Genomic DNA, 19,132 nt, shown 5'->3' with positions numbered 1-19,132 from the left:
TTATACTATTTAAACTAACAATTTTTTATCCCCTAAAAGGTGGCATTTAAAGTTAATGACCACATCTTATTGCTTGGTACGATTCCACTATTCACGGCGTTTTGACGCTCACCATCATCGTTAAAGGTTTCCCCAACTTCTGGATCGTAGGTCGGAAAATCGGTGATAAAGAACAAATTCTGTCCGGAAACGGATAGTCGCAACTTTTCCATGCCTAGTTTTGTCGTTATCGATTCAGGCAGGTTATAACCTAAGGAAATATTCCGAAGCTTGATGAAGCCGCCATCAAAATAGGTAAGTGTTGACCCATTTCTTGGACTTTCCTGATTTTCATTCGGTCTTGGGTTCGCATTTGTCGGATTGTCGATAGTCCAATAATCCACATCCAAGTTATTATACCGTCCAAATAAGGAGTTGTTCTGGGCGTTGAAACCTGACTGTACCGTTTGCCCGAGTCTGTAGACAAAGAAAACACCCAAATCAAAACCTTTATAAGAAAACTTATTGTTGAAACCACCATAAACATCCGGTACATCCGTACCCAATATTTTACGATCTTCAGGGGTGATGACTCCATCGCCGTTGAGGTCGTTTAACTTGATTTCACCGGGTACTTTGTTATCTTGTGCAAGTGCTTCCGCTACCTCATTGGCTTGCCAAATACCGATTTTTTCATAGTCGAAAAATACACTGATGGGTTGCCCAATGAACCATTCATTACCGGTGTCGTCTACAGGATTTCCATTTTCATCCTTTAATGCCAGTTCTACGATTTCCTCTTTATAGGTGGAAATATTCAAGTCCACGTCCCAATTAAACCCGTCACCATCATTATCGATGATACCGGCACTTACACTGAATTCTACACCTGTGGTTCGGGTGGCTCCGACATTTTGAAGCACCTCTTCATACCCTGATGTCGTAGGCAAGGTTCTTCGTAACAGGAGGTCTACGGTATTGGTACGGAACCAATCAATGGAACCTACTAGTCGATTGTTGAATAGGCCGTAATCCAAACCGACGTCCAAAGTTTTTGAAACCTCCCACGTTAAATCTTCGTTAGGTATTTCATCCAATCCAAAACCAAGTGCAGGTGCCTCCCCAAAGGCATAGACAGTACTGCCTAGTCTTCCAGCTGTTTGATAAGGGTCGACAGAAGTATTACCGACCTCGCCATAAGAAGCTCTAAGTTTTAACTCGGACACCGATGTATCCGCTAAAAAGTCCTCTTGGTCGATTCGCCAACCGGCCGAAACCCCGGGAAAGTACTTCCATTGATTACCAGGCGCCAATCTTGAGGAACCGTCCGCTCTTAGGGAAGCTTGAAATAAATACTTGCCGTCGAAATCGTAATTGACCCTTCCCATAAAGGAAGCCAAGGCCCACTCTGTTAAACTCGATTCGACAACACCACCTTGTGTGCCAGATGCCAAATTGTAAAAGGACTGTGATTCATACGGAATACCGGCAGCATTGCCGAAGGACCGTTCTATTCGTGATTTTTGAATACTTTGTAATAATGTGACCTTTAAATTTTGACGATCGGTCAATGCGGTATTATAGGTCAATAAATTTTCGAGTGTATATCCAAAATCATTGATGTTCTCTATTTCGGCGAAACCTGGTCCTCCACGGTTGGTATTGGTCAAACTCCCAGCAAACCTACCTCGTCTACCGATTCGAATATCGGGGCCGAAAGTAGTGGTCCACTTTAGCCCTTCCATAATATTCACATCAAAGTATATTGGTGCAAATATCCGGGTTTGGGTGCGTTCATCTATATAGGCACCTTCCACTAATTCGCTTAAGGGGTTGGTTCGTATACCATCATTGGTAGGTAGAAATAATAATTCGCCATTTTCATCATAAGGTACCCCCAATGGGTTATTGGCCAAGGCTTCCTGTACCGTAGCGTTGGATCCCCAATTTTGTTCGGTCTTGGCCAAGAGAAATGAAGCACCTATTTTAAAGATATCGTTGATTTTATGGTCTACGGCCAAGCGACCGGAAAAACGTTCGAAATCCTGATTACTGATAATCCCCTGTTCTTTGAAGTAACCAATAGAAGTGCTGAAGGTCGTATTCTCCGATCCACCACTGATACCCAATTGATGGTTGGTCTGCCAACCATCACCAAGCACCAAGTCTTGCCAGTCGGTCGATCGCCCTTGGGCAATGGACTCCAATTCTACCGGGTCTAAGAAAACCTCCGCTTCGGTCGGGATGACTCCATTCCAAGCCGGGTCACCGTCATTGACACCTACTCTTCTCGATTCTCTTTTAAGGGCGGCGAATTCCTCGCCATTCATCATATCTACCGTACGTACCGCTGAGGTGATTCCGTAACGGCTACTGTAGGTCACTTTTGTTTTGCCGACCCTGCCGCGATTTGTAGAAACCAAGATGACACCGTTCGCGCCCCTGGAGCCATATACGGCAGTTGCTGCGGCATCTTTTAAGACCTGCATCGATGCAATGTCATCCGGATTGATATCCGCCATGGAATTCGGTCCGTCTATGAGTGGTATACCGTCGACTACATATAAAGGGTCGTTGGAAGCACTGATAGACCGTCGCCCACGAATTCGTACCGTTGGGTTTTGACCTGGTCGACCCCCTTGTGATTGAACATCGACCCCCGCAATTTGACCTTTAATGGCATCTATACTGCTCGCCACCTGAACAATGCTCAATTGCTCGGCGGTAACGGTTTCGATCGAACCTGTTACTTCACCTCTTTTTTGAGTACCGTAACCGACCAGTACCACTTCGTCGAGCGCTGCGGCATCAGGTTCTAGGGAAGCATTAACGCTTGACCTACCGTTGACGGCAACCTCTAAGGCGGCATACCCGACATAGCTGAATACCAAGGTAGCATCGGAAGCTGCGTTAATGGTGTAGTTTCCATCAAAATCGGCAACGGCCCCTGTAGTAGTACCTTTCACCACAACACTGGCTCCGGATAGTGGAATACCACTTTCATCAGTAATGGTACCGGTAATCGTAGATTGAATTGCTTCCGGTAGGGCGGATGCATTAGTTGTATTTGCCGCAAGAGGCGAAACGGTCGATATGCAGAGAAGGACCGATAACAATAAACTTCGTGCCTTTGGCTTAAGTTTCTTTACGTGTAATTTTTTCATATCATGCTCTAATTTAAGTTAGTTAAGTAGTTGTTTATCCGTAGTACTAGAATATAGAAGAATAGCTAGTACGTGAAAAGTTCGAAGGAAAGAAGGCAGTATGGTCTTATATGACGCAATCGCTCTTTCAAAAAAAGTCAAGGGCTGTTGCTGGTACTTATCATGATCGGTGTGCGTTTTTTTGTTAGTTTTTTGAAAGTGTACCGTGAATCGTTTCGATAGTTGTCTCGTGAACGTTAACGTAACAATGCGTGTACGTTAACGAATATAGGAATAGATTTGATCAAAAAAAATCTATTTCTTGATTTTTATGTGATTTATATATAAATAACACAGAAAAGAGGTTTGAATATTGTGAATAATTAATCATGAATACTTGTTAGATGTGCTTTTTGAGTCTATCATGAGGTCAAAAATTCGTGGTATAAATAAGTTGTTTTTGTGTAGTTCATCTTTTTTCCGATTCATTTCGACCAGTATTTCGAATTTTCAGTCAAGTTAGCACGCCCTTTGTTGTTTAAGTAGTGTATAACGATTAAAATGAAACGATTATGAAGACGACATTACTTATTAAGGAAATTTATTTAGAGGGATTCAGAAACCTAGGGAATTATATTCTAAAGAACTATTTGAAAGTATTTTCATGGTTTTGCTTTGCCCTTATTTCTATCGGACTATATGCATTGCTATTTAGAATGTTTACCGGCTTTGCTTTTGATTAGTAACCCAAATTTGATGTGATGAAAATCGAACCCCATTGCTGAAGAGCCTTCAACTTATGTTGGAGGCTTTTTTATTGATATACGTGAGAACATTAGCTATGTGGTATTGAAAATCGGGGAACGGAAGTTATTTTTTATATTCTTCTTTAAAAAATAGGAAATATTCCATAAAATAGGAATATTTCCATAAATTAGCTATCCCTTTTTAGGATAGTGATGACCAAAAACATTCTACATCTTGATCTTGATACATTTTTTGTATCCGTGGAACGTCTGCTCGATAGTCGTTTAAAAGATAAGCCGATACTCGTCGGAGGGCTTAGCGATCGTGGCGTAGTGGCCGCTTGTAGCTATGAGACCAGGGGGTATGGTATTCACTCGGGCATGCCTATGAAAATGGCAAAAGAATTATGTCCGGAGGCGATACGGATCAAAGGCAATGCGGGTACCTATAGCAAACACTCCGATCTGGTGACTGAAATTATAAAGGAGTATGTACCGCTATTCGAGAAATCGAGCATCGATGAGTTCTATGCCGATCTCTCTGGCATGGACCGTTTTTTCGGATCATATAAATACGCCTCTGAACTGCGACAAAAGATCATAAAGGAAACCGGACTCCCTATTTCCTTTGGCCTATCGGCCAATAAAGTAGTATCAAAAGTAGCTACAGGGCAAGCCAAACCTAACAATCAATTGAAAATCGATTTTGGACTAGAGAAAACCTTTTTGGCCCCCCTTTCCATCAAAAAAATACCCATGGTAGGTGATAAGACCTATCAAACCCTTCGTAACCTAGGATTACGACAGATCCGTACCGTACAAGAAATGCCTATGGATGTGATGCAACGCGTACTCGGTAAAAACGGAACCGTCATCTGGAAACGGGCAAACGGCATCGACAATACCCCCGTGATTCCTTTTTGGGAACGGAAGTCGATTTCCAATGAACGCACTTTCGATAAAGATACTATCGATGTGGTCAAATTAAGGGGTCTTTTGATCGCCATGACCGAAAATCTGGCCTATCAGCTACGACGGGGCGAGAAGCTCACTGCTTGCATTGCGGTCAAGATCCGGTATTCCGATTTCAATACCTACTCAAAGCAAATGCGAATTCCGTACACCAGTGCCGATCATATTTTAATCTCGAAGATTTTAGAACTGTTCAAGGTACTCTATAACAGAAGGTTATTGGTACGGTTGATCGGTATTCGGTTCAGTCATTTGGTCAGCGGAAACTATCAGATCAATATGTTCGAAGACACGGAGGAAGCCTTGAATTTATATCGGGCCATGGATACTATCAGAAATCGCTACGGTGATAAAAGCGTAGTACGTGCCTCGGCGATGGGAAAGAACACCATAGGGCGAATGCACAATCCGTTTAACGGGCAACCCCCGATCGTATTGGCGCATCGAAAACAATAGAGAAATTCCAAATCATAAATTCCAAATATCAAGGACATGGGAAATAAGATTTACAATTTAGAGGAGAGAACATATTTGTGTGCAAGGGAGTGCCGCTTTTTTATAAAAATGTTACCGAAGACTTTAAATAATATTGAGGATGGAAAGCAACTTATCAGAGCGTCAGGATCAGTAGGAGCAAATTATATTGAAGCTAACGAGAAGCTTGGTGAGAAAGATTTTTTGATGAGAGCTAAGATTGCAAGAAAAGAAGCTAAAGAGGCAGAATATTGGCTAAAACTTCTGAAGGATTTAAATAGTGGCTATAGCTCAAAAGCTGGAGAGTTAATCATTGAGGCCGTTGGGCGTAGAAAAATTTTATCATCAATAATCAATAAAAGGTCAAGTTCGTAAAACTAAATTTCGAAGGCTTCTTAGGTACGGTCTAGCATTCCGAATTTCAATTTTGTTGTCTGGAATTTGTGATTTGGAATTTGGTGCTTGGAATCCAATACTATGCAATGTATTTAAACTGTCATACATACTACAGCCTTCGCTTTGGAACCTTTTCCGAAGAGGAACTCTTGCGTCTCGCTCAAAAAAATCATGTGGCCAAGCTGGTACTGACCGATATCAACAATACTTCGGCCGGACTCAATTTCGTGCGCTTGGCTCCAAAATATGATATTGAACCTATTTTAGGGATCGATTTTCGGAATGGGGTAGATCAATGTTTCATCGGTATTGCAAAAAACAATGAAGGCTATTTAGAACTGAACGATTTTCTCTCGGCACACCTGCATCATGAAAAAAAGTTCGCTTCGATCGCTCCCGAATTTGAACATGCTTATGTGGTATATCCTTTTGAAAAGGCAGTATTGAACAACCAGTATGATTTTGCCGTAGATGAATTTATTGGGATTTCCATTGCCGATTTACGTCGTTTGCCATTTTCCAAACTATTGAAGTTGAAAGACAAATTGGTGGTACAGCAGCCTGTTACTTTTCGCAATAGACGCGATTTCAATGCACACCGATTGTTGCGGGCTATTGATAATAATATGCTGCTGAGTAAGCTCGAGAAGACCGAAGAAGGAAATGAAGATGAAAAAATGTTTCCGATCGAAAATTTGGCGGCTGTCTTTTCCGAATATCCTTTCATTCTAGAGAATACGGAACGTTTGTTAAATTCATGCACCATTCATTTTGATTTTTCCAAGGAGCGTAGGCCACAAAACCTTGCTACTTACACAGGTAATCGAGACGAGGATGAAAAACTGATCGAAGCACTTTGTCAAGAGGGGTTGCCCTATCGCTATCACAACCCGGGAAAGGATATTTATGACCGATTACGGAAAGAATTACAGCTGATCAAGGAGAAGGGGTTTGTTTCGTATTTTTTGATCAATTGGGACATTGTTTCCGAGGCACGAAAAAGAGACTTTTTTTATGTAGGTCGTGGTAGTGGAGCCAATAGTATTGTGGCTTACCTACTTCGGATTACCGATGTAGATCCCATTGATTTAGATCTGTATTTTGAACGGTTCATCAATTTGTACCGTGCCAATCCGCCGGATTTTGATATCGATTTTTCCCATCGTGATAGGCCTGAGATGACCCAGTATATTTTTGATCGCTTTAAGCATGTAGCTCTTCTGGGCACCTACGTAACTTTTAAGGATCGAGGGGTCATTCGTGAATTGGGCAAAGTATTCGGGCTTCCGAAAAGTGAGATCGATTTCCTTTCCGAGGGAAGGTATGACCCTTCAAAACTTGATGAGGTATCGCTATTGGTGTTAAAGTATGGCCGCTTGATCAAAGGCATGCCCAATTATTTGAGTATTCATGCGGGAGGGATATTGATCAGTGAAAGGCCCTTGCATTGGTTCTCGGCGACCAATCTTCCTCCTAAAGGCTTTCCTACCACACAATATGATATGGTCATTGCGGAAGATGTAGGGCTTTACAAGTTCGATATTTTGGGGCAGCGCGGACTGGCAAAGATTAAGGAGTCTTTGGAGATCATTGCCTACAATCGACCTGATGAATCAGGTAGTTTCGATATTCATAATGTCAAGCGGTTTATCACAGACCCTAAGATCAACGCCCTGGTCAAAACGGCACAGTGCATGGGGTGCTTCTATGTAGAGTCACCTGCCATGCGCATGTTGCTCAAAAAATTGGAGGTCGATAACTATCTGGGTTTGGTCGCTGCAAGTTCGATTATTCGACCAGGTGTCGCAAAAAGCGGAATGATGCGGGAATATATTCTGCGACATCGCAATCCGGGCAGGGAGAAAGAAAAAGCACACCCGGTTATGTTAAATATCATGCCCGAAACCTATGGGGTAATGGTATATCAAGAAGATGTTATCAAGGTAGCCAACCTGTTCGCAGGGCTTGATTTGGGCGAGGCCGATGTATTGCGTCGGGGTATGAGCGGAAAATTCCGGTCGCGCGAAGAGTTTCAAAAAGTAAAGGATAAGTTTTTCGCGAACTGTAGAAACAAGGGTTATGAAGAAAGTCTTATTTCGGAAATCTGGAACCAAATTGCCAGTTTTGCAGGCTATGCCTTTGCAAAGGGGCATTCGGCATCGTATGCCGTAGAAAGCTATCAGACCCTTTTTCTGCGTGCCTACTATCCATTAGAGTATATGGTAGCTGTATTGAACAACGGTGGCGGATTTTACCGCTCCGAGTTTTATGTGCACGAGGCGCGCATGATGGGGGCCACGATCCATCCGCCGTGTATCAATAGAAGCTTCAATAAAAATGTAATCTATGGAAAGGAAATCTTTCTGGGATTTGGTTACTTGCGCGAATTGGAGAACCGGGTTGCCGAACGTATTTTAAAGGAAAGAATGGCAAATGGTTATTTTACCTCCCTGGAAGCATTTCTAGATCGGGTTTTTATCACCGTTGATCAGATCAGTATCTTGATTCGCATCGATGCGTTTCGGTTTACGGGCGTCAATAAGCACCAATTGTTATGGAAAGCCCATCTCTTTTTGAACAAGAACGCAAAAATCGACCATCCAAAATTGTTTCCGCCGCGGCATCAAGATTTTCGTATTCCGCAATTACATACTACAGCTCTTGAAATGGCCTTCACACAATTGGAGCTTTTGGGCTTCTGCTTGTGCAGTCCGTTTGATCTATTGGCCGATCCCCCCAAGAATAATCGATGTGTCAGGAACCTTAAGCATTTTCTGAACCATCATATCGATATTTACGGGTATTTGGTCACGGTCAAGAATACGAGCACCCATAGTGGAAAGCGAATGCATTTTGCCACAATGATCGATCAAGAAGGTAAGGTTTTCGATACGGTATTGTTTCCCCCCGTGGCCGCGCAGTATCATTTTCGGGGTAAGGGTGTTTACCGTTTTTATGGCAAGGTGGTCAGTGAATTTGGGTTTTTAAGTATTGAGGTCCTTAAAATGAAGAAGCAAGATTATATTCAAGATCCGAGATATGCCGATATGAAAACCAGTGTAAAGGTTTTTCAAGAAAAAGAACGAAATATGCCCAAGTCCGGGTAGTTGTTCAAAACCTCTGTATTTAAAACTTTTGTGTCGCTAGGATCGTATTGAAAAAACCAATAGTTTCGTTTATGAATTCTGAATGTTCAAATGAAAATCAAAGTTGTTGAACTTTTTGCAGGTGTAGGGGGCTTTCGTCTGGGATTGGAAGGTTTTCCGAAACCTGAAAGTCCGAACTATGAAGTGATTTGGAGTAACCAGTGGGAACCTTCGACAAAGATGCAACACGCATCCAGGGTTTATGAAGCTCGTTTCGGAAGCGAGCATCATTCCAATCAAGACATTGCTTCGATCGGTAGTGCTGAAATACCTGATCATGATTTGCTCGTAGGTGGGTTTCCGTGTCAAGATTATTCCGTGGCGACAACACTACATAACTCCAAAGGGTTGATCGGTAAAAAAGGAGTGCTTTGGTGGACCATCCACAGAATTCTTTCTGAAAAAAAGAACAAGCCCAAATACCTTTTTTTAGAGAATGTAGATCGGCTGTTAAAATCCCCATCGAATCAGCGCGGACGTGATTATGCCGTAATGCTCAAAAGTTTGGATGATTTGGGCTATGCGGTAGAGTGGCGCGTCATCAATGCGGCCGAATATGGGATGCCGCAACGGCGACGACGAATTTTTTTCATCGCTTACCATAAGTCCACTTCAGCTTACAAAAAACTTCTTAAATCAAATAAGACAGATTGGTTGTTAAAGCAGGGAACCATTGCCAATGCCTTTCCCGTAAGAACCGATGTCTCGAATTGTCTGGACTTTGAATTGAACGGAGATTTGGTTTCCATTACCGAAACGTTCAATAAAGATGGAAAGTTATCCCCTTTTCAAAATACCGGGCTAATGTCTCAAGGGAAAGTGCACACTTTGAAGACCATGGCTAGTTTTGAGGGAAAGCGCACGGTTTTGGGCGATATTCTTCAGAACGGGGAAGTAACCGAAGATTTTTTTATCGCCGAAGAAGACCTGCCCAAGTGGAGTTATTTGAAAGGTGCCAAAAAGGAAATCAGAAAAACAGCGGCCGGGTTTGAATACAACTATAGCGAGGGTAGTATGGTGTTTCCTGATGCGTTGGACAATGCCTCAAGAACTATTATCACAGGAGAAGGAGGGAAGTCGGCGTCGCGTTTTAAGCATGTAGTCCATACCAAAAAGGGTCTTCGAAGATTGACCCCCGTGGAATTGGAACGCCTGAACATGTTTCCCGACAATCACACGAAACTAGAGGGAATCACCGATACCAAACGCGCCTTCTTTATGGGCAACGCCCTAGTCGTTGGTGTGGTTGGGAAAATAGGTGCCGCCCTATACCAACAGATCGGGCAATCGGAAGTTCACGATGATAGTACAACTTGATCATACCACGAACGCAACGTCGAAGCGCATTCGAATAATCTTTCAGGCCGCTTATGCCGTTGAGGCCAAGTTGTTGAAGGTCGTTGATTTTCCACCCTTGCAAAGACCTTTGGCTGCTTTTCTGAACAGTAAGAACACCTTTTACGGCTACCACAAAAATCAGAACTTAAAAGGTGTAATAGAATTAAAGATGGAGTTGCGATCCATTCATATCCAAAGTTTGGTCGTACATCCTGATTCATTCCGAGAAGGAATGGCCAGTGCTTTGCTTCAATTTGTTCTTGATACCCATGACGTTAAATCGTTTACTGTGGAAACAGGCCTGGACAATCATCCCGCAAAAAACCTGTACCAGCAGTTTGGTTTTCAAAAAACAAAAGAATGGGATACCGACCATGGGGTGCGCAAGGTTGCCTTTAAATTGATAAGGGATGGTAGGATCAATTAAGGAAAATCCATCGTAAGCAGGCGCTATTCTAAATCTTGGATTTATCTTAGAAGACAATTAAAAAAGTTAATGTAACAACCTTGGTTTTAATATGGCATTATCAGCCGCTTTTTATGCCGTATAGTTTAGGATTAGTACATTCGAATACTTATGAAGGAAAAGAATTACGCTCAACTCCCCGACCGGGTAAAAGCCGCAGTTATCGATAGTATACTCTTAATTGCCGCTGTGTATCTGATTTCTGAAATTTTCGCACAGTTCGAAACCGTACCACAATACATCAGGATTACGGCCTTTGTGCTGATATTTGTATGTTATGACCCTATTTTCACAAGTGTTTATGGAGGTACTATAGGGCATTCCTATGCGGGTATCTCTGTAAAGAAAGACCGCAATCGAAATAAGAACATTTCTTTTTTTGCGGCTTTGCTTCGATTTGTCTTTAAAGCTTCATTAGGTTGGATTTCCCTTTTAACAGTTACCGGGAACGAGAAGAAAAAAGCGATCCATGATTTGGTAGCTGGATCGGTAGTGCTTGAAAAGACAACTTAAGAGTAACCCAATCGGAATAAAACTAAAAAGAGCTCCGTCTTTCGATCGGAGCTCTTTTACGAGAACACTATATGAAAATGAAAAAATTTACTCTTTAATTACCCTCCAAAGATATGTGGAGCGCTCGATTCGAGAAAAGAAATGATGTGTAGCAAGGGAAAGTTGTGGTGAATAGCTATGATTTTGTTTTTTAAGTCCTCATGAGGACTTATTTCATTACGGACGTCAACAAATAAAACCTAACTTTATAGCTCACAAGAGTGCTATATGGCTGAGAAGTTTACAAGAAACGTTTCCATACGAGGCAATGAAGAGTTTTTGGATATTAAATTGAAAGACCCCATGCGAGTGGCTGCAGGACCTTTAGGGGTTCAAGCGGCCTTGCGTCATAGTTTTAAGGAAATGGGCGTGGTCAGGTCGATGACGGCCTTGTTGGATATGAACCAACAAGATGGATTCAGTTGCCCAAGTTGCGCTTGGCCAGATCCGGAAAAACCCTCTAAGGTAGCAGAGTATTGTGAGAACGGGGCAAAGGCCTTGGCCGATGAAGCCACGACCTCCCAAATCGGTGCGGACTTTTTTAAACAACATTCTGTTGAAGCACTTTCGTTGTTGACCGATTATGAGTTGAATAAATTCGGACGGCTCATTGAACCACTTGTGTTACGCGAAGGTAGTATTCACTATGAACCCATCGGTTGGCAAGAAGCCTATCAATTGATTTCCACCGAGCTCAAAAAATTGAATTCCCCGTACGAAGCTATTTTTTATACCTCAGGGCGTTCGAGTAACGAGGCCGCTTTTTTATATGGAATGTTCGCGCGTGCTTTGGGTACCAACAACATGCCCGATTGCTCCAATATGTGTCATGAATCAAGTGGAGTGGCCTTGAGTGAAACTTTGGGTATAGGAAAGGGTTCTGTGAAATTGGAAGATCTGTATGGGGCTGAGGTGGTCATTGTTGCAGGCCAAAACCCCGGCACCAATCATCCACGTATGTTATCCGCTCTTGAAAAGTGCAAGCAAAACGGCGGAAAGGTCATTAGTATCAATCCGTTGAAGGAGTCGGGATTAGTGAACTTCAAGAACCCACAGCACTTGAAGGGATGGATCGGTTCGGGAGAGGATATTGCGGATTTCCACCTTCCTGTTAGAATCAATCAAGACATTCCGCTGATGAAATTGATCCTGATCAAGTTGGCCGCTTTGGACGCTATTAGCGATGCGGTTTTTGATCATGATTTCATAAAACGATATGTTGACGGTTACGAAGCTTTACTGGCCGATTTGAAAACCTATGATGAAAAAGCACTACTCCAACAGTGTGGCGTCGAGTTGGACAAAATCAATGCGGTAGTCGAGTTATTGGCCAAGAAATCAAAAATAGTCGTGTGTTGGGCCATGGGTCTGACACAACATAAAAATGGGGTCGAGAATATTCGTGAGTTCGTCAATCTCCTGTTGTTGAAAGGGGCCATTGGCAAGCCTAATGCGGGCACTTGTCCGGTACGAGGTCATAGTAATGTACAAGGTGACCGAAGTGTGGGCATCATGCATTTTGTCAATGAAGAGTTAAACGAAAGAATAGAAAGGCACTTGGGGTTTGTGCCGCCCTCAAAAGAAGGGTACGATACCGTTGGGGCAATGAAGGCGATGTATGAAGAAAAGGCAAAATTCTTCATGTGTTTGGGCGGTAACTTTCTCATGGCAGCTTCCGATACGGAATATACGGCAGAAGGCATTCAGAATTGTAATCTAACGGTTCAGGTCAGTACCAAATTGAACCGTACCCATTTGGTCACTGGAAAAATAGGTCTCATCCTTCCGACGTATGGGCGTTCGGAAAAGGACATGAAGAACGGGAAGTTACGTCATATTACGGTCGAGAACAGTATGGGGCAGGTGCGCCAGTCTAGAGGACTATTACAACCAGCCTCCGATACTATCAAAAGCGAACCCGATATCATCTCGGAATTGGCGGATACTTTTTTTGAAGGTAAGCATTCAATGGATTGGAAATCGCTGGCGGAAAATTACGAACACATTCGCGAAAAAATCGATTTGGTTGTCAAGGGGTTTGACCATACTGAAAATCGCTCGAAAGGGGCGGGGTATTATTTGCCCAACAACGTCCGCGAATTGGATTTCAGCAAACTACCCAATGGTAAGGCGCAATTGACCATCAATACAATTCCGGAACACCAGTTGGCGCCGGATGAATATCTATTGATGACCATTCGGTCCCATGATCAGTTCAATACCACAATCTACGGATTGGATGATCGTTACCGTGGAATATACAATGCACGAAGGGTTCTTTTTATGAACCCTGCAGACATGAAGGATGCCCAATTACAAAAATTCGATGTGGTGCACATGACCAGTACCTATGACGGAATCGTGCGAAAGGCGAATAATTTCAAGGTGATTCCTTACGCTATTCCAAAGGGGGATTTAGCGGCCTATTTTCCGGAAACCAATGTGCTGGTGCCTTACAATCATTATGCGGACAAAAGCAAAACCCCGATCAGTAAATCCATACGTGTTCGTTTGATCAAAGACGCTTCGTAAGCTTATTCCTTTACATACGCCTTGAGGGCGAGGTACACTCCGTTGCTCCACCCGAAGCCGTCTTGTACCGGATATTCCCCTCCACCGGCTTCAAGGGTCATGTCCTCCACATTGTATTTCTCGACGAACTTACCGGTATTGGCATAGACTTTTTCGTTGAGCGCTACCCAACGCTCTGCAATGGTTTTTGCCAGGTCGGAATGACCATACCGATCCAAGCCCTTAATGGCCATCCATTGTAGCGGTGCCCAACCGTTTGGAGCATCCCATTGTTGACCTGAATAATTCAAGGTAGCGGGTAGGCCACCGGGTTTTAAAAAATACTTTCTTAAGTATGCCGCGATTCCGTCGGCTTGTTCTTGTGTGGCCATCTTGAAGAATAGGGGGTATACCATGGCCAACGATTTGATGCCGGTCTGCTGCTGTTTTACCCAATTAAAGTCTTCAAAGACCTTATCGTTCGTGTTCCAGGAGTACTTCTCCAAGAAGTCCTTTCTACTTTTCATGCTGGTCTTTAAAGCGGCGGTATAGGCGACATCATCGGAATAACATCGAATCAAGACCTCTTCAAGACCAAAGAGTAAAGCGTTGAGGTCAACGGGAATGATATCGGTTGTTTCAATAGTGCCCATGGTCTTTCCATCGGCGAACCATCGGGTCGTATAATCCCAACCTGATTCGGCTCCTGAGCGTAAATCGCGGTACATTTTTGCTCGCCCGTTCATTTCTTGAACCAATTCATAATCTTCTCTATAAGATTCTTGACGGGGCGTATCTCCTAAATCATAATAACGGTTCATCACTCCTGAAGGCGTACTGACACAGTGTTTTATAGGTTTTGTGTTGAGTTGGGAAGTCAAGTCAGCACCATCCATCCAAAACTCGTATTCCGTTCGTAACGCTTCCTTATAGGTGCTGTAAACCGAATTCCCTTCATATTTGGCCAGCAAGGCCACCATTTGCGAAAAAAATGGAGGTTGGGATCGAGTGATGTAATAGCTGCGGTTTCCATTCGGGATATGCCCTACCGTTTGGATTAGATGGGCAAAATTATCCAACATATTTCTGATGAGATCAAATTTGCCACTTTCCGCAAGTCCGAGCATCGTAAAATAACTATCCCAATAATACACCTCGCGAAACCGACCTCCCGGAACGATATATGGTTTGGGTAAAGTAATCAAAGTACTTCCATTTTGATCGACATCGGACTGCCGTTGAAGTTCGGGCCAGAGGGCCTCCACATGTTCGACAGCGGAACGATTCGGGTCTGATTTAAAGTCGGACGTTATGGAAGGGGGAATTTCAAAGTGGGCCAATACAAAGGCCCTTAAATCAAACTCGGAATTGGTTTTTTGAGCGGCATAATTGGTTCGAATGGTCTCATAGGGGTACTTCGCCCTGCAATCGACAAAGGTTTTACCATCTTCAAAAACTTGTGCTAATTGAACATCCGCAAAAAGTTCTCCTAAAAGTTGGTCGGGGGTCTGGAGCTCTGGACTTTCGCTAGTAGCTGTTTCAGAAACAACTGTAGATTGGATCTCTTTCTTTTCGGTTTTGCATGCCAACGCCAACATAAGCGCTAGAAGCGCTATAGATCTCACCATTTTGTTCGGATTTAATGTGATGCTACAAATCTACTGAAAAGCAGGAATACCGGTAATATCACTTCCGGTAATCAACAAATGGATGTCATGGGTACCCTCATACGTGATGACACTTTCCAGGTTCATCATATGACGCATGATACTGTATTCGCCGGTGATTCCCATTCCCCCTAGTATTTGCCTTGCTTCACGTGCAATTTTGATGGCCATGTCGACATTGTTGCGTTTTGCCATTGAAATTTGTGCCGTAGAGGCCTTGCCTTCGTTTTTCAGTTGGCCTAAGCGGAAGGCCAGTAACTGTGCCTTGGTAATCTCGGTGATCATTTCGGCCAATTTTTTCTGTTGCAATTGAAATGCTGCTATGGGTTTTCCGAATTGCACCCGTTCTTTGGCATAGCGAAGAGCGGTATCATAGCAATCCATAGCTGCACCGATAGCGCCCCATGAGATGCCATAACGGGCGGAGTCTAAGCAGCCTAAAGGAGCGCCTAGTCCGTTTTTGCCCGGTAAGAGATTCTCTTTGGGTACCTTGACGTTATCAAAAATCAACTCTCCGGTGGCAGAAGCGCGTAATGACCATTTGTTATGCGTTTCGGGCGTAGAAAAACCTTCCATGTCGCGTTCAACAATAAGTCCGTGAATACGGCCCGCTTCATTTTTAGCCCATACGACCGCAATATCACAGAAAGGTGAGTTCGAAATCCAAAGCTTGGCCCCGTTCAACAGATAGTGGTCGCCCATATCCTTAAATTTTGTTTCCATTCCCCCAGGGTTCGAACCGTGGTTCGGCTCTGTTAATCCAAACGAGCCCATCCATTCTCCAGTAGCCAATTTTGGGAGGTATTTTTTACGTTGCGCCTCGTTTCCATAGGTGAAAATGGGATACATGACCAACGACGACTGTACAGAGGCCGTAGATCGAACTCCACTATCGCCGCGTTCAATTTCTTGCATAATAAGCCCATAACTGATTTGGTCCAATCCGGCCCCTCCGTATTCCTCGGGAATATAAGGTCCGAATGCCCCAATCTCAGCCAGCCCGTTGATAATCTGCTTGGGAAACTCCGCCTTTTGCGCATATTCTTCGATAATAGGGGAAACATCACGTTTCACCCACTGACGGGCCGCATCACGCACCAAAAGATGCTCTTCGGAGAAGAGGTCATCCAAGTTGTAATAGTCGGGAGCTTCAAATAGATCGGGTCGCATACATTCCAATTTTTGACAAAGATAAATATTAAAAATATAACAATAAGCCGATGTATTGTTATATTTCATTGGTGCTTGGCAAGCACTCTACGTGTTCAAGAACTCCGCCAGAAGCCGATGAAAATGATGTACCCCTTTTTCTCGATTGGGTGAAAACCTTCCTGCCTTATAGAATTCGGATCGAACCCCTTTTTGCACACCTTCGACCACCGCTTCATCCTCCAGTTCCACTTTGTCAAGGCCTGAACCTGCTCCTTTGTCCAATTTTGCAACATCATAAACATAACTGCTAAAGCTTACTTTGGTTTGATTCATGCTGATGGGCTGCACAAGGTTGACGGAGAGTCCCCAGGGATAAAAATTGAACATCATATTCGGAAATACCCAGTAGTAATAGGCCGCCACTTTTTTACCGAAATCAGGATGATTATCAGGAAGATCGAAAACTTCTTCAGCGCCCTCGGCATAACCGATTTGAAGGTTGCAGTAGTTGTATAGAACAGTGTCATAACTTCCATAGTCTAGAACGGCATCGAGATCTTCATGTACAAAAGGGATGTGAAAGCCCTCAAGGTAATTGTCACAGTACAGGGCCCAATGGGCATTGACGATATAGTCTTTGCCTCTACTTTCATGTAACTTGAATTGATCAAGCGGTAAAAACCCGACACGTTCGTTCATGTCATTCAGTACCGATTCAAAGTCAAAAGACGTATGTAGCCCGGCAAAAAGCAATGGCCCCCATCTTCGTAATGGAAATCGGTGGAGGTTGTCACAAGGTCTAGGAAAATCCTTGGTCTCTTTGAACTCCGGCATATGTTCAAAGTTCCCATCCAATGCAAAACGCCTTCCATGGTATCCACAGATCAGTTTTCTTGTTTTTGCAGGCCCATCCAACAATAAATTGCCCCTATGAGTGCAGACATTGGTCAGACAGTGGATGGTTTCATCGCCATCTTTGGTCAACAGCATGGGTTCGGTCAAAAATCCGTCTAGCAAGATAAAGGGATACGCGTTTTGAGCGGTATTTATCAAGGTGGTATCGCCGATCCATTGCCATGATCGGTAGAAAACGGTCTTTTTGAGCGCCTCAAAGATTTCCGGATCTCGATAAAACGACGCTGGTAAGGTTTCCGCTTTGGTAATATCCGGATCAATATCAAAGTTATATCCCATTGCCATTTAATTTGTACATTCGAAAAGGTGCCACTCAAATGTAACTAATTATCCAACAAATAGCCCAACCAAAGTATTGCACATGGAAGTAAAAAAAATAGGGCTATGGACCAGCACATCACTTGTGATTGGAAATATGATCGGGGCCGGGGTTTTTATGATGCCTGCGGCACTCGCCCCCTATGGGGGTATTAGTATTTTTGGATGGCTTTTTTCTGCGATAGGAGCTCTTCTACTCGCTAAGGTTTTTGGAAAACTCAGTGTCTTAGTACGTCATAAGAATGGCGGGCCTTATGCGTATACTAGGGCAGGTCTGGGTGATTTCGCAGGCTTTATAGTCGCATGGGGCTATTGGATTTCGGTCTGGGTGTCCAATGCGGCAATAGCCATCGCCTTCGTCAGTGCGCTAAGTGTGCTGTTTCCTATTCTGGAAACCAATGCCATATATGCCGTCTTAGTTGGCTTGGGGGCCATTTGGGTATTGACCTGGGTCAATAGCAGGGGCGTTCGGGAATCGGGTAAATTGCAAGTGGTGACCACCCTTTTAAAATTGATTCCCCTAATAGTCATCATAATCGGAGGCCTTTTTTTCTTTGATATTGCCAATTTCACCCCGTTCAATCCGAGTTCTGAGACTCCTATGGCCGCTATCGCCATAACCGCGGCGATGACCCTGTACGCCTTCTTAGGGGTTGAAAGTGCAACAGTTCCTGCAGGAAATATTGAAAACCCAGAAAAAACAATTCCCAGGGCGACTCTTCTGGGTACGGTTGTCACCACTTTGATTTACATGTTGAGTACCGTAGTGGTGATGGGAATGATTCCTTCGGATTTGCTCTCCCATTCCCCGGCACCCTTTGCCGATGCCATGGCGATCATGGCCGGGGAATGGGGTCGCGACATGATTGCAATAGGCGCCGCAATCGCTGCCTTCGGGGGTTTGAACGGGTGGATATTGATTCAAAGTCAAATCGCAATGGCGACCGCCCAAGATGACCTGTTTCCAAGGGTTTTTAGAAAGGAAAATAAGAAAGGCGTACCCATTCTAGGGTTGGTTATCGGTAGTATACTCTCCTCGATAGTGATGCTTATGAACTATACCGGCGGACTTGTTGAACAATTTAAATTCATTATCCTTTTGTCCACCTTGTGCACTTTAGTACCCTATCTTTTTACTTCAGCTTCCTATGGACTGATTCTTATAGAACGAAAGTATCAGATGAAAAATAAGATTTCGACCGTAGGAATAGGGATTCTCTCCTTCTTTTTCTCCTTATGGGCCATCTATGGAGCAGGGGAAGAGGCCGTTTACTGGGGCTTTCTACTATTGCTAGCAGGCATTCCCTTTTATATTTGGATGAAATACCGAAATAACAAAAACAACTAAGAGATTTGA

General features: G+C 43.6%; 13 protein-coding genes. 9 read left to right on the top strand and 4 right to left on the bottom strand.

The window, feature by feature from the left end:
* Positions 1–32 precede the first annotated feature (32 nt).
* Positions 33–3,143, bottom strand: coding sequence for a SusC/RagA family TonB-linked outer membrane protein (locus tag ACKWCA_RS02310; protein ID WP_413976520.1), 3,111 nt, complete (start codon positions 3,141–3,143; stop codon positions 33–35).
* 551 nt (positions 3,144–3,694) lie between these two features.
* On the opposite strand from ACKWCA_RS02310, the gene ACKWCA_RS02305 reads away from it, so the two are divergent.
* From ACKWCA_RS02305 to ACKWCA_RS02270, 8 genes are all read left to right on the top strand, one after another.
* A complete protein-coding gene (locus ACKWCA_RS02305; RefSeq protein ID WP_413976519.1) occupies positions 3,695–3,865 on the top strand; it encodes a DUF6747 family protein in 171 nt (56 codons plus the stop codon).
* Between the two features lie 216 nt (positions 3,866–4,081).
* The gene (gene dinB, locus ACKWCA_RS02300) at positions 4,082–5,296 is read left to right on the top strand and encodes a DNA polymerase IV (RefSeq protein WP_413976518.1); all 1,215 of its coding nucleotides are present in this window, start codon (positions 4,082–4,084) and stop codon (positions 5,294–5,296) included.
* A gap of 36 nt (positions 5,297–5,332) precedes the next feature.
* On the top strand, positions 5,333–5,689 hold the full coding sequence (locus ACKWCA_RS02295) for a four helix bundle protein (protein ID WP_413976517.1): 357 nt from the start codon (positions 5,333–5,335) through the stop codon (positions 5,687–5,689).
* Between the two features lie 107 nt (positions 5,690–5,796).
* Entirely contained in the window at positions 5,797–8,817 is a 3,021-nt protein-coding gene (locus tag ACKWCA_RS02290; RefSeq protein WP_413976516.1) for a DNA polymerase III subunit alpha, read from the top strand.
* 90 nt (positions 8,818–8,907) lie between these two features.
* A complete protein-coding gene (dcm, locus tag ACKWCA_RS02285; protein ID WP_413976515.1) occupies positions 8,908–10,173 on the top strand; it encodes a DNA (cytosine-5-)-methyltransferase in 1,266 nt (421 codons plus the stop codon).
* The gene (locus ACKWCA_RS02280) at positions 10,157–10,621 is read left to right on the top strand and encodes a GNAT family N-acetyltransferase (RefSeq protein WP_413976514.1); all 465 of its coding nucleotides are present in this window, start codon (positions 10,157–10,159) and stop codon (positions 10,619–10,621) included. Before dcm ends, ACKWCA_RS02280 begins: the two co-directional genes overlap by 17 nt.
* Positions 10,622–10,771: 150 nt before the next feature.
* Entirely contained in the window at positions 10,772–11,173 is a 402-nt protein-coding gene (locus ACKWCA_RS02275; RefSeq protein ID WP_413976513.1) for an RDD family protein, read from the top strand.
* 267 nt (positions 11,174–11,440) lie between these two features.
* A complete protein-coding gene (locus tag ACKWCA_RS02270) occupies positions 11,441–13,744 on the top strand; it encodes an FdhF/YdeP family oxidoreductase (RefSeq protein ID WP_413976512.1) in 2,304 nt (767 codons plus the stop codon).
* A 2-nt stretch (positions 13,745–13,746) separates the two neighbouring features.
* Here the strand turns inward: ACKWCA_RS02270 and treF are convergent, their stop codons facing one another.
* The 3 genes from treF to ACKWCA_RS02255 all read right to left on the bottom strand — a co-directional run bounded on the left by treF (position 13,747) and on the right by ACKWCA_RS02255 (position 17,736).
* A complete protein-coding gene (gene treF, locus ACKWCA_RS02265; protein WP_413976511.1) occupies positions 13,747–15,351 on the bottom strand; it encodes an alpha,alpha-trehalase TreF in 1,605 nt (534 codons plus the stop codon).
* 30 nt (positions 15,352–15,381) lie between these two features.
* Complete coding sequence (locus tag ACKWCA_RS02260) at positions 15,382–16,560, bottom strand: acyl-CoA dehydrogenase family protein (protein WP_413976510.1); 1,179 nt, start codon at positions 16,558–16,560, stop codon at positions 15,382–15,384.
* Positions 16,561–16,647: 87 nt separating this feature from the next.
* Positions 16,648–17,736, bottom strand: a complete 1,089-nt coding sequence (locus ACKWCA_RS02255; RefSeq protein WP_413976509.1) for an SRPBCC family protein — start codon at positions 17,734–17,736, stop codon at positions 16,648–16,650.
* Positions 17,737–17,818: 82 nt separating this feature from the next.
* Between ACKWCA_RS02255 and ACKWCA_RS02250 the strand changes: the two genes are divergently transcribed.
* Positions 17,819–19,123 (top strand): amino acid permease, encoded by a 1,305-nt coding sequence (locus ACKWCA_RS02250; protein WP_413976508.1) that lies wholly within the window; start codon positions 17,819–17,821, stop codon positions 19,121–19,123.
* Positions 19,124–19,132 lie beyond the last annotated feature (9 nt).

It is taken from the genome of Maribacter corallii, from assembly GCF_047345415.1.
Classification (GTDB): domain Bacteria; phylum Bacteroidota; class Bacteroidia; order Flavobacteriales; family Flavobacteriaceae; genus Maribacter_C.
The sequence above is the reverse complement of the archived record's forward strand: the minus strand, read 5'-3'. Positions and strand labels throughout refer to the sequence as shown.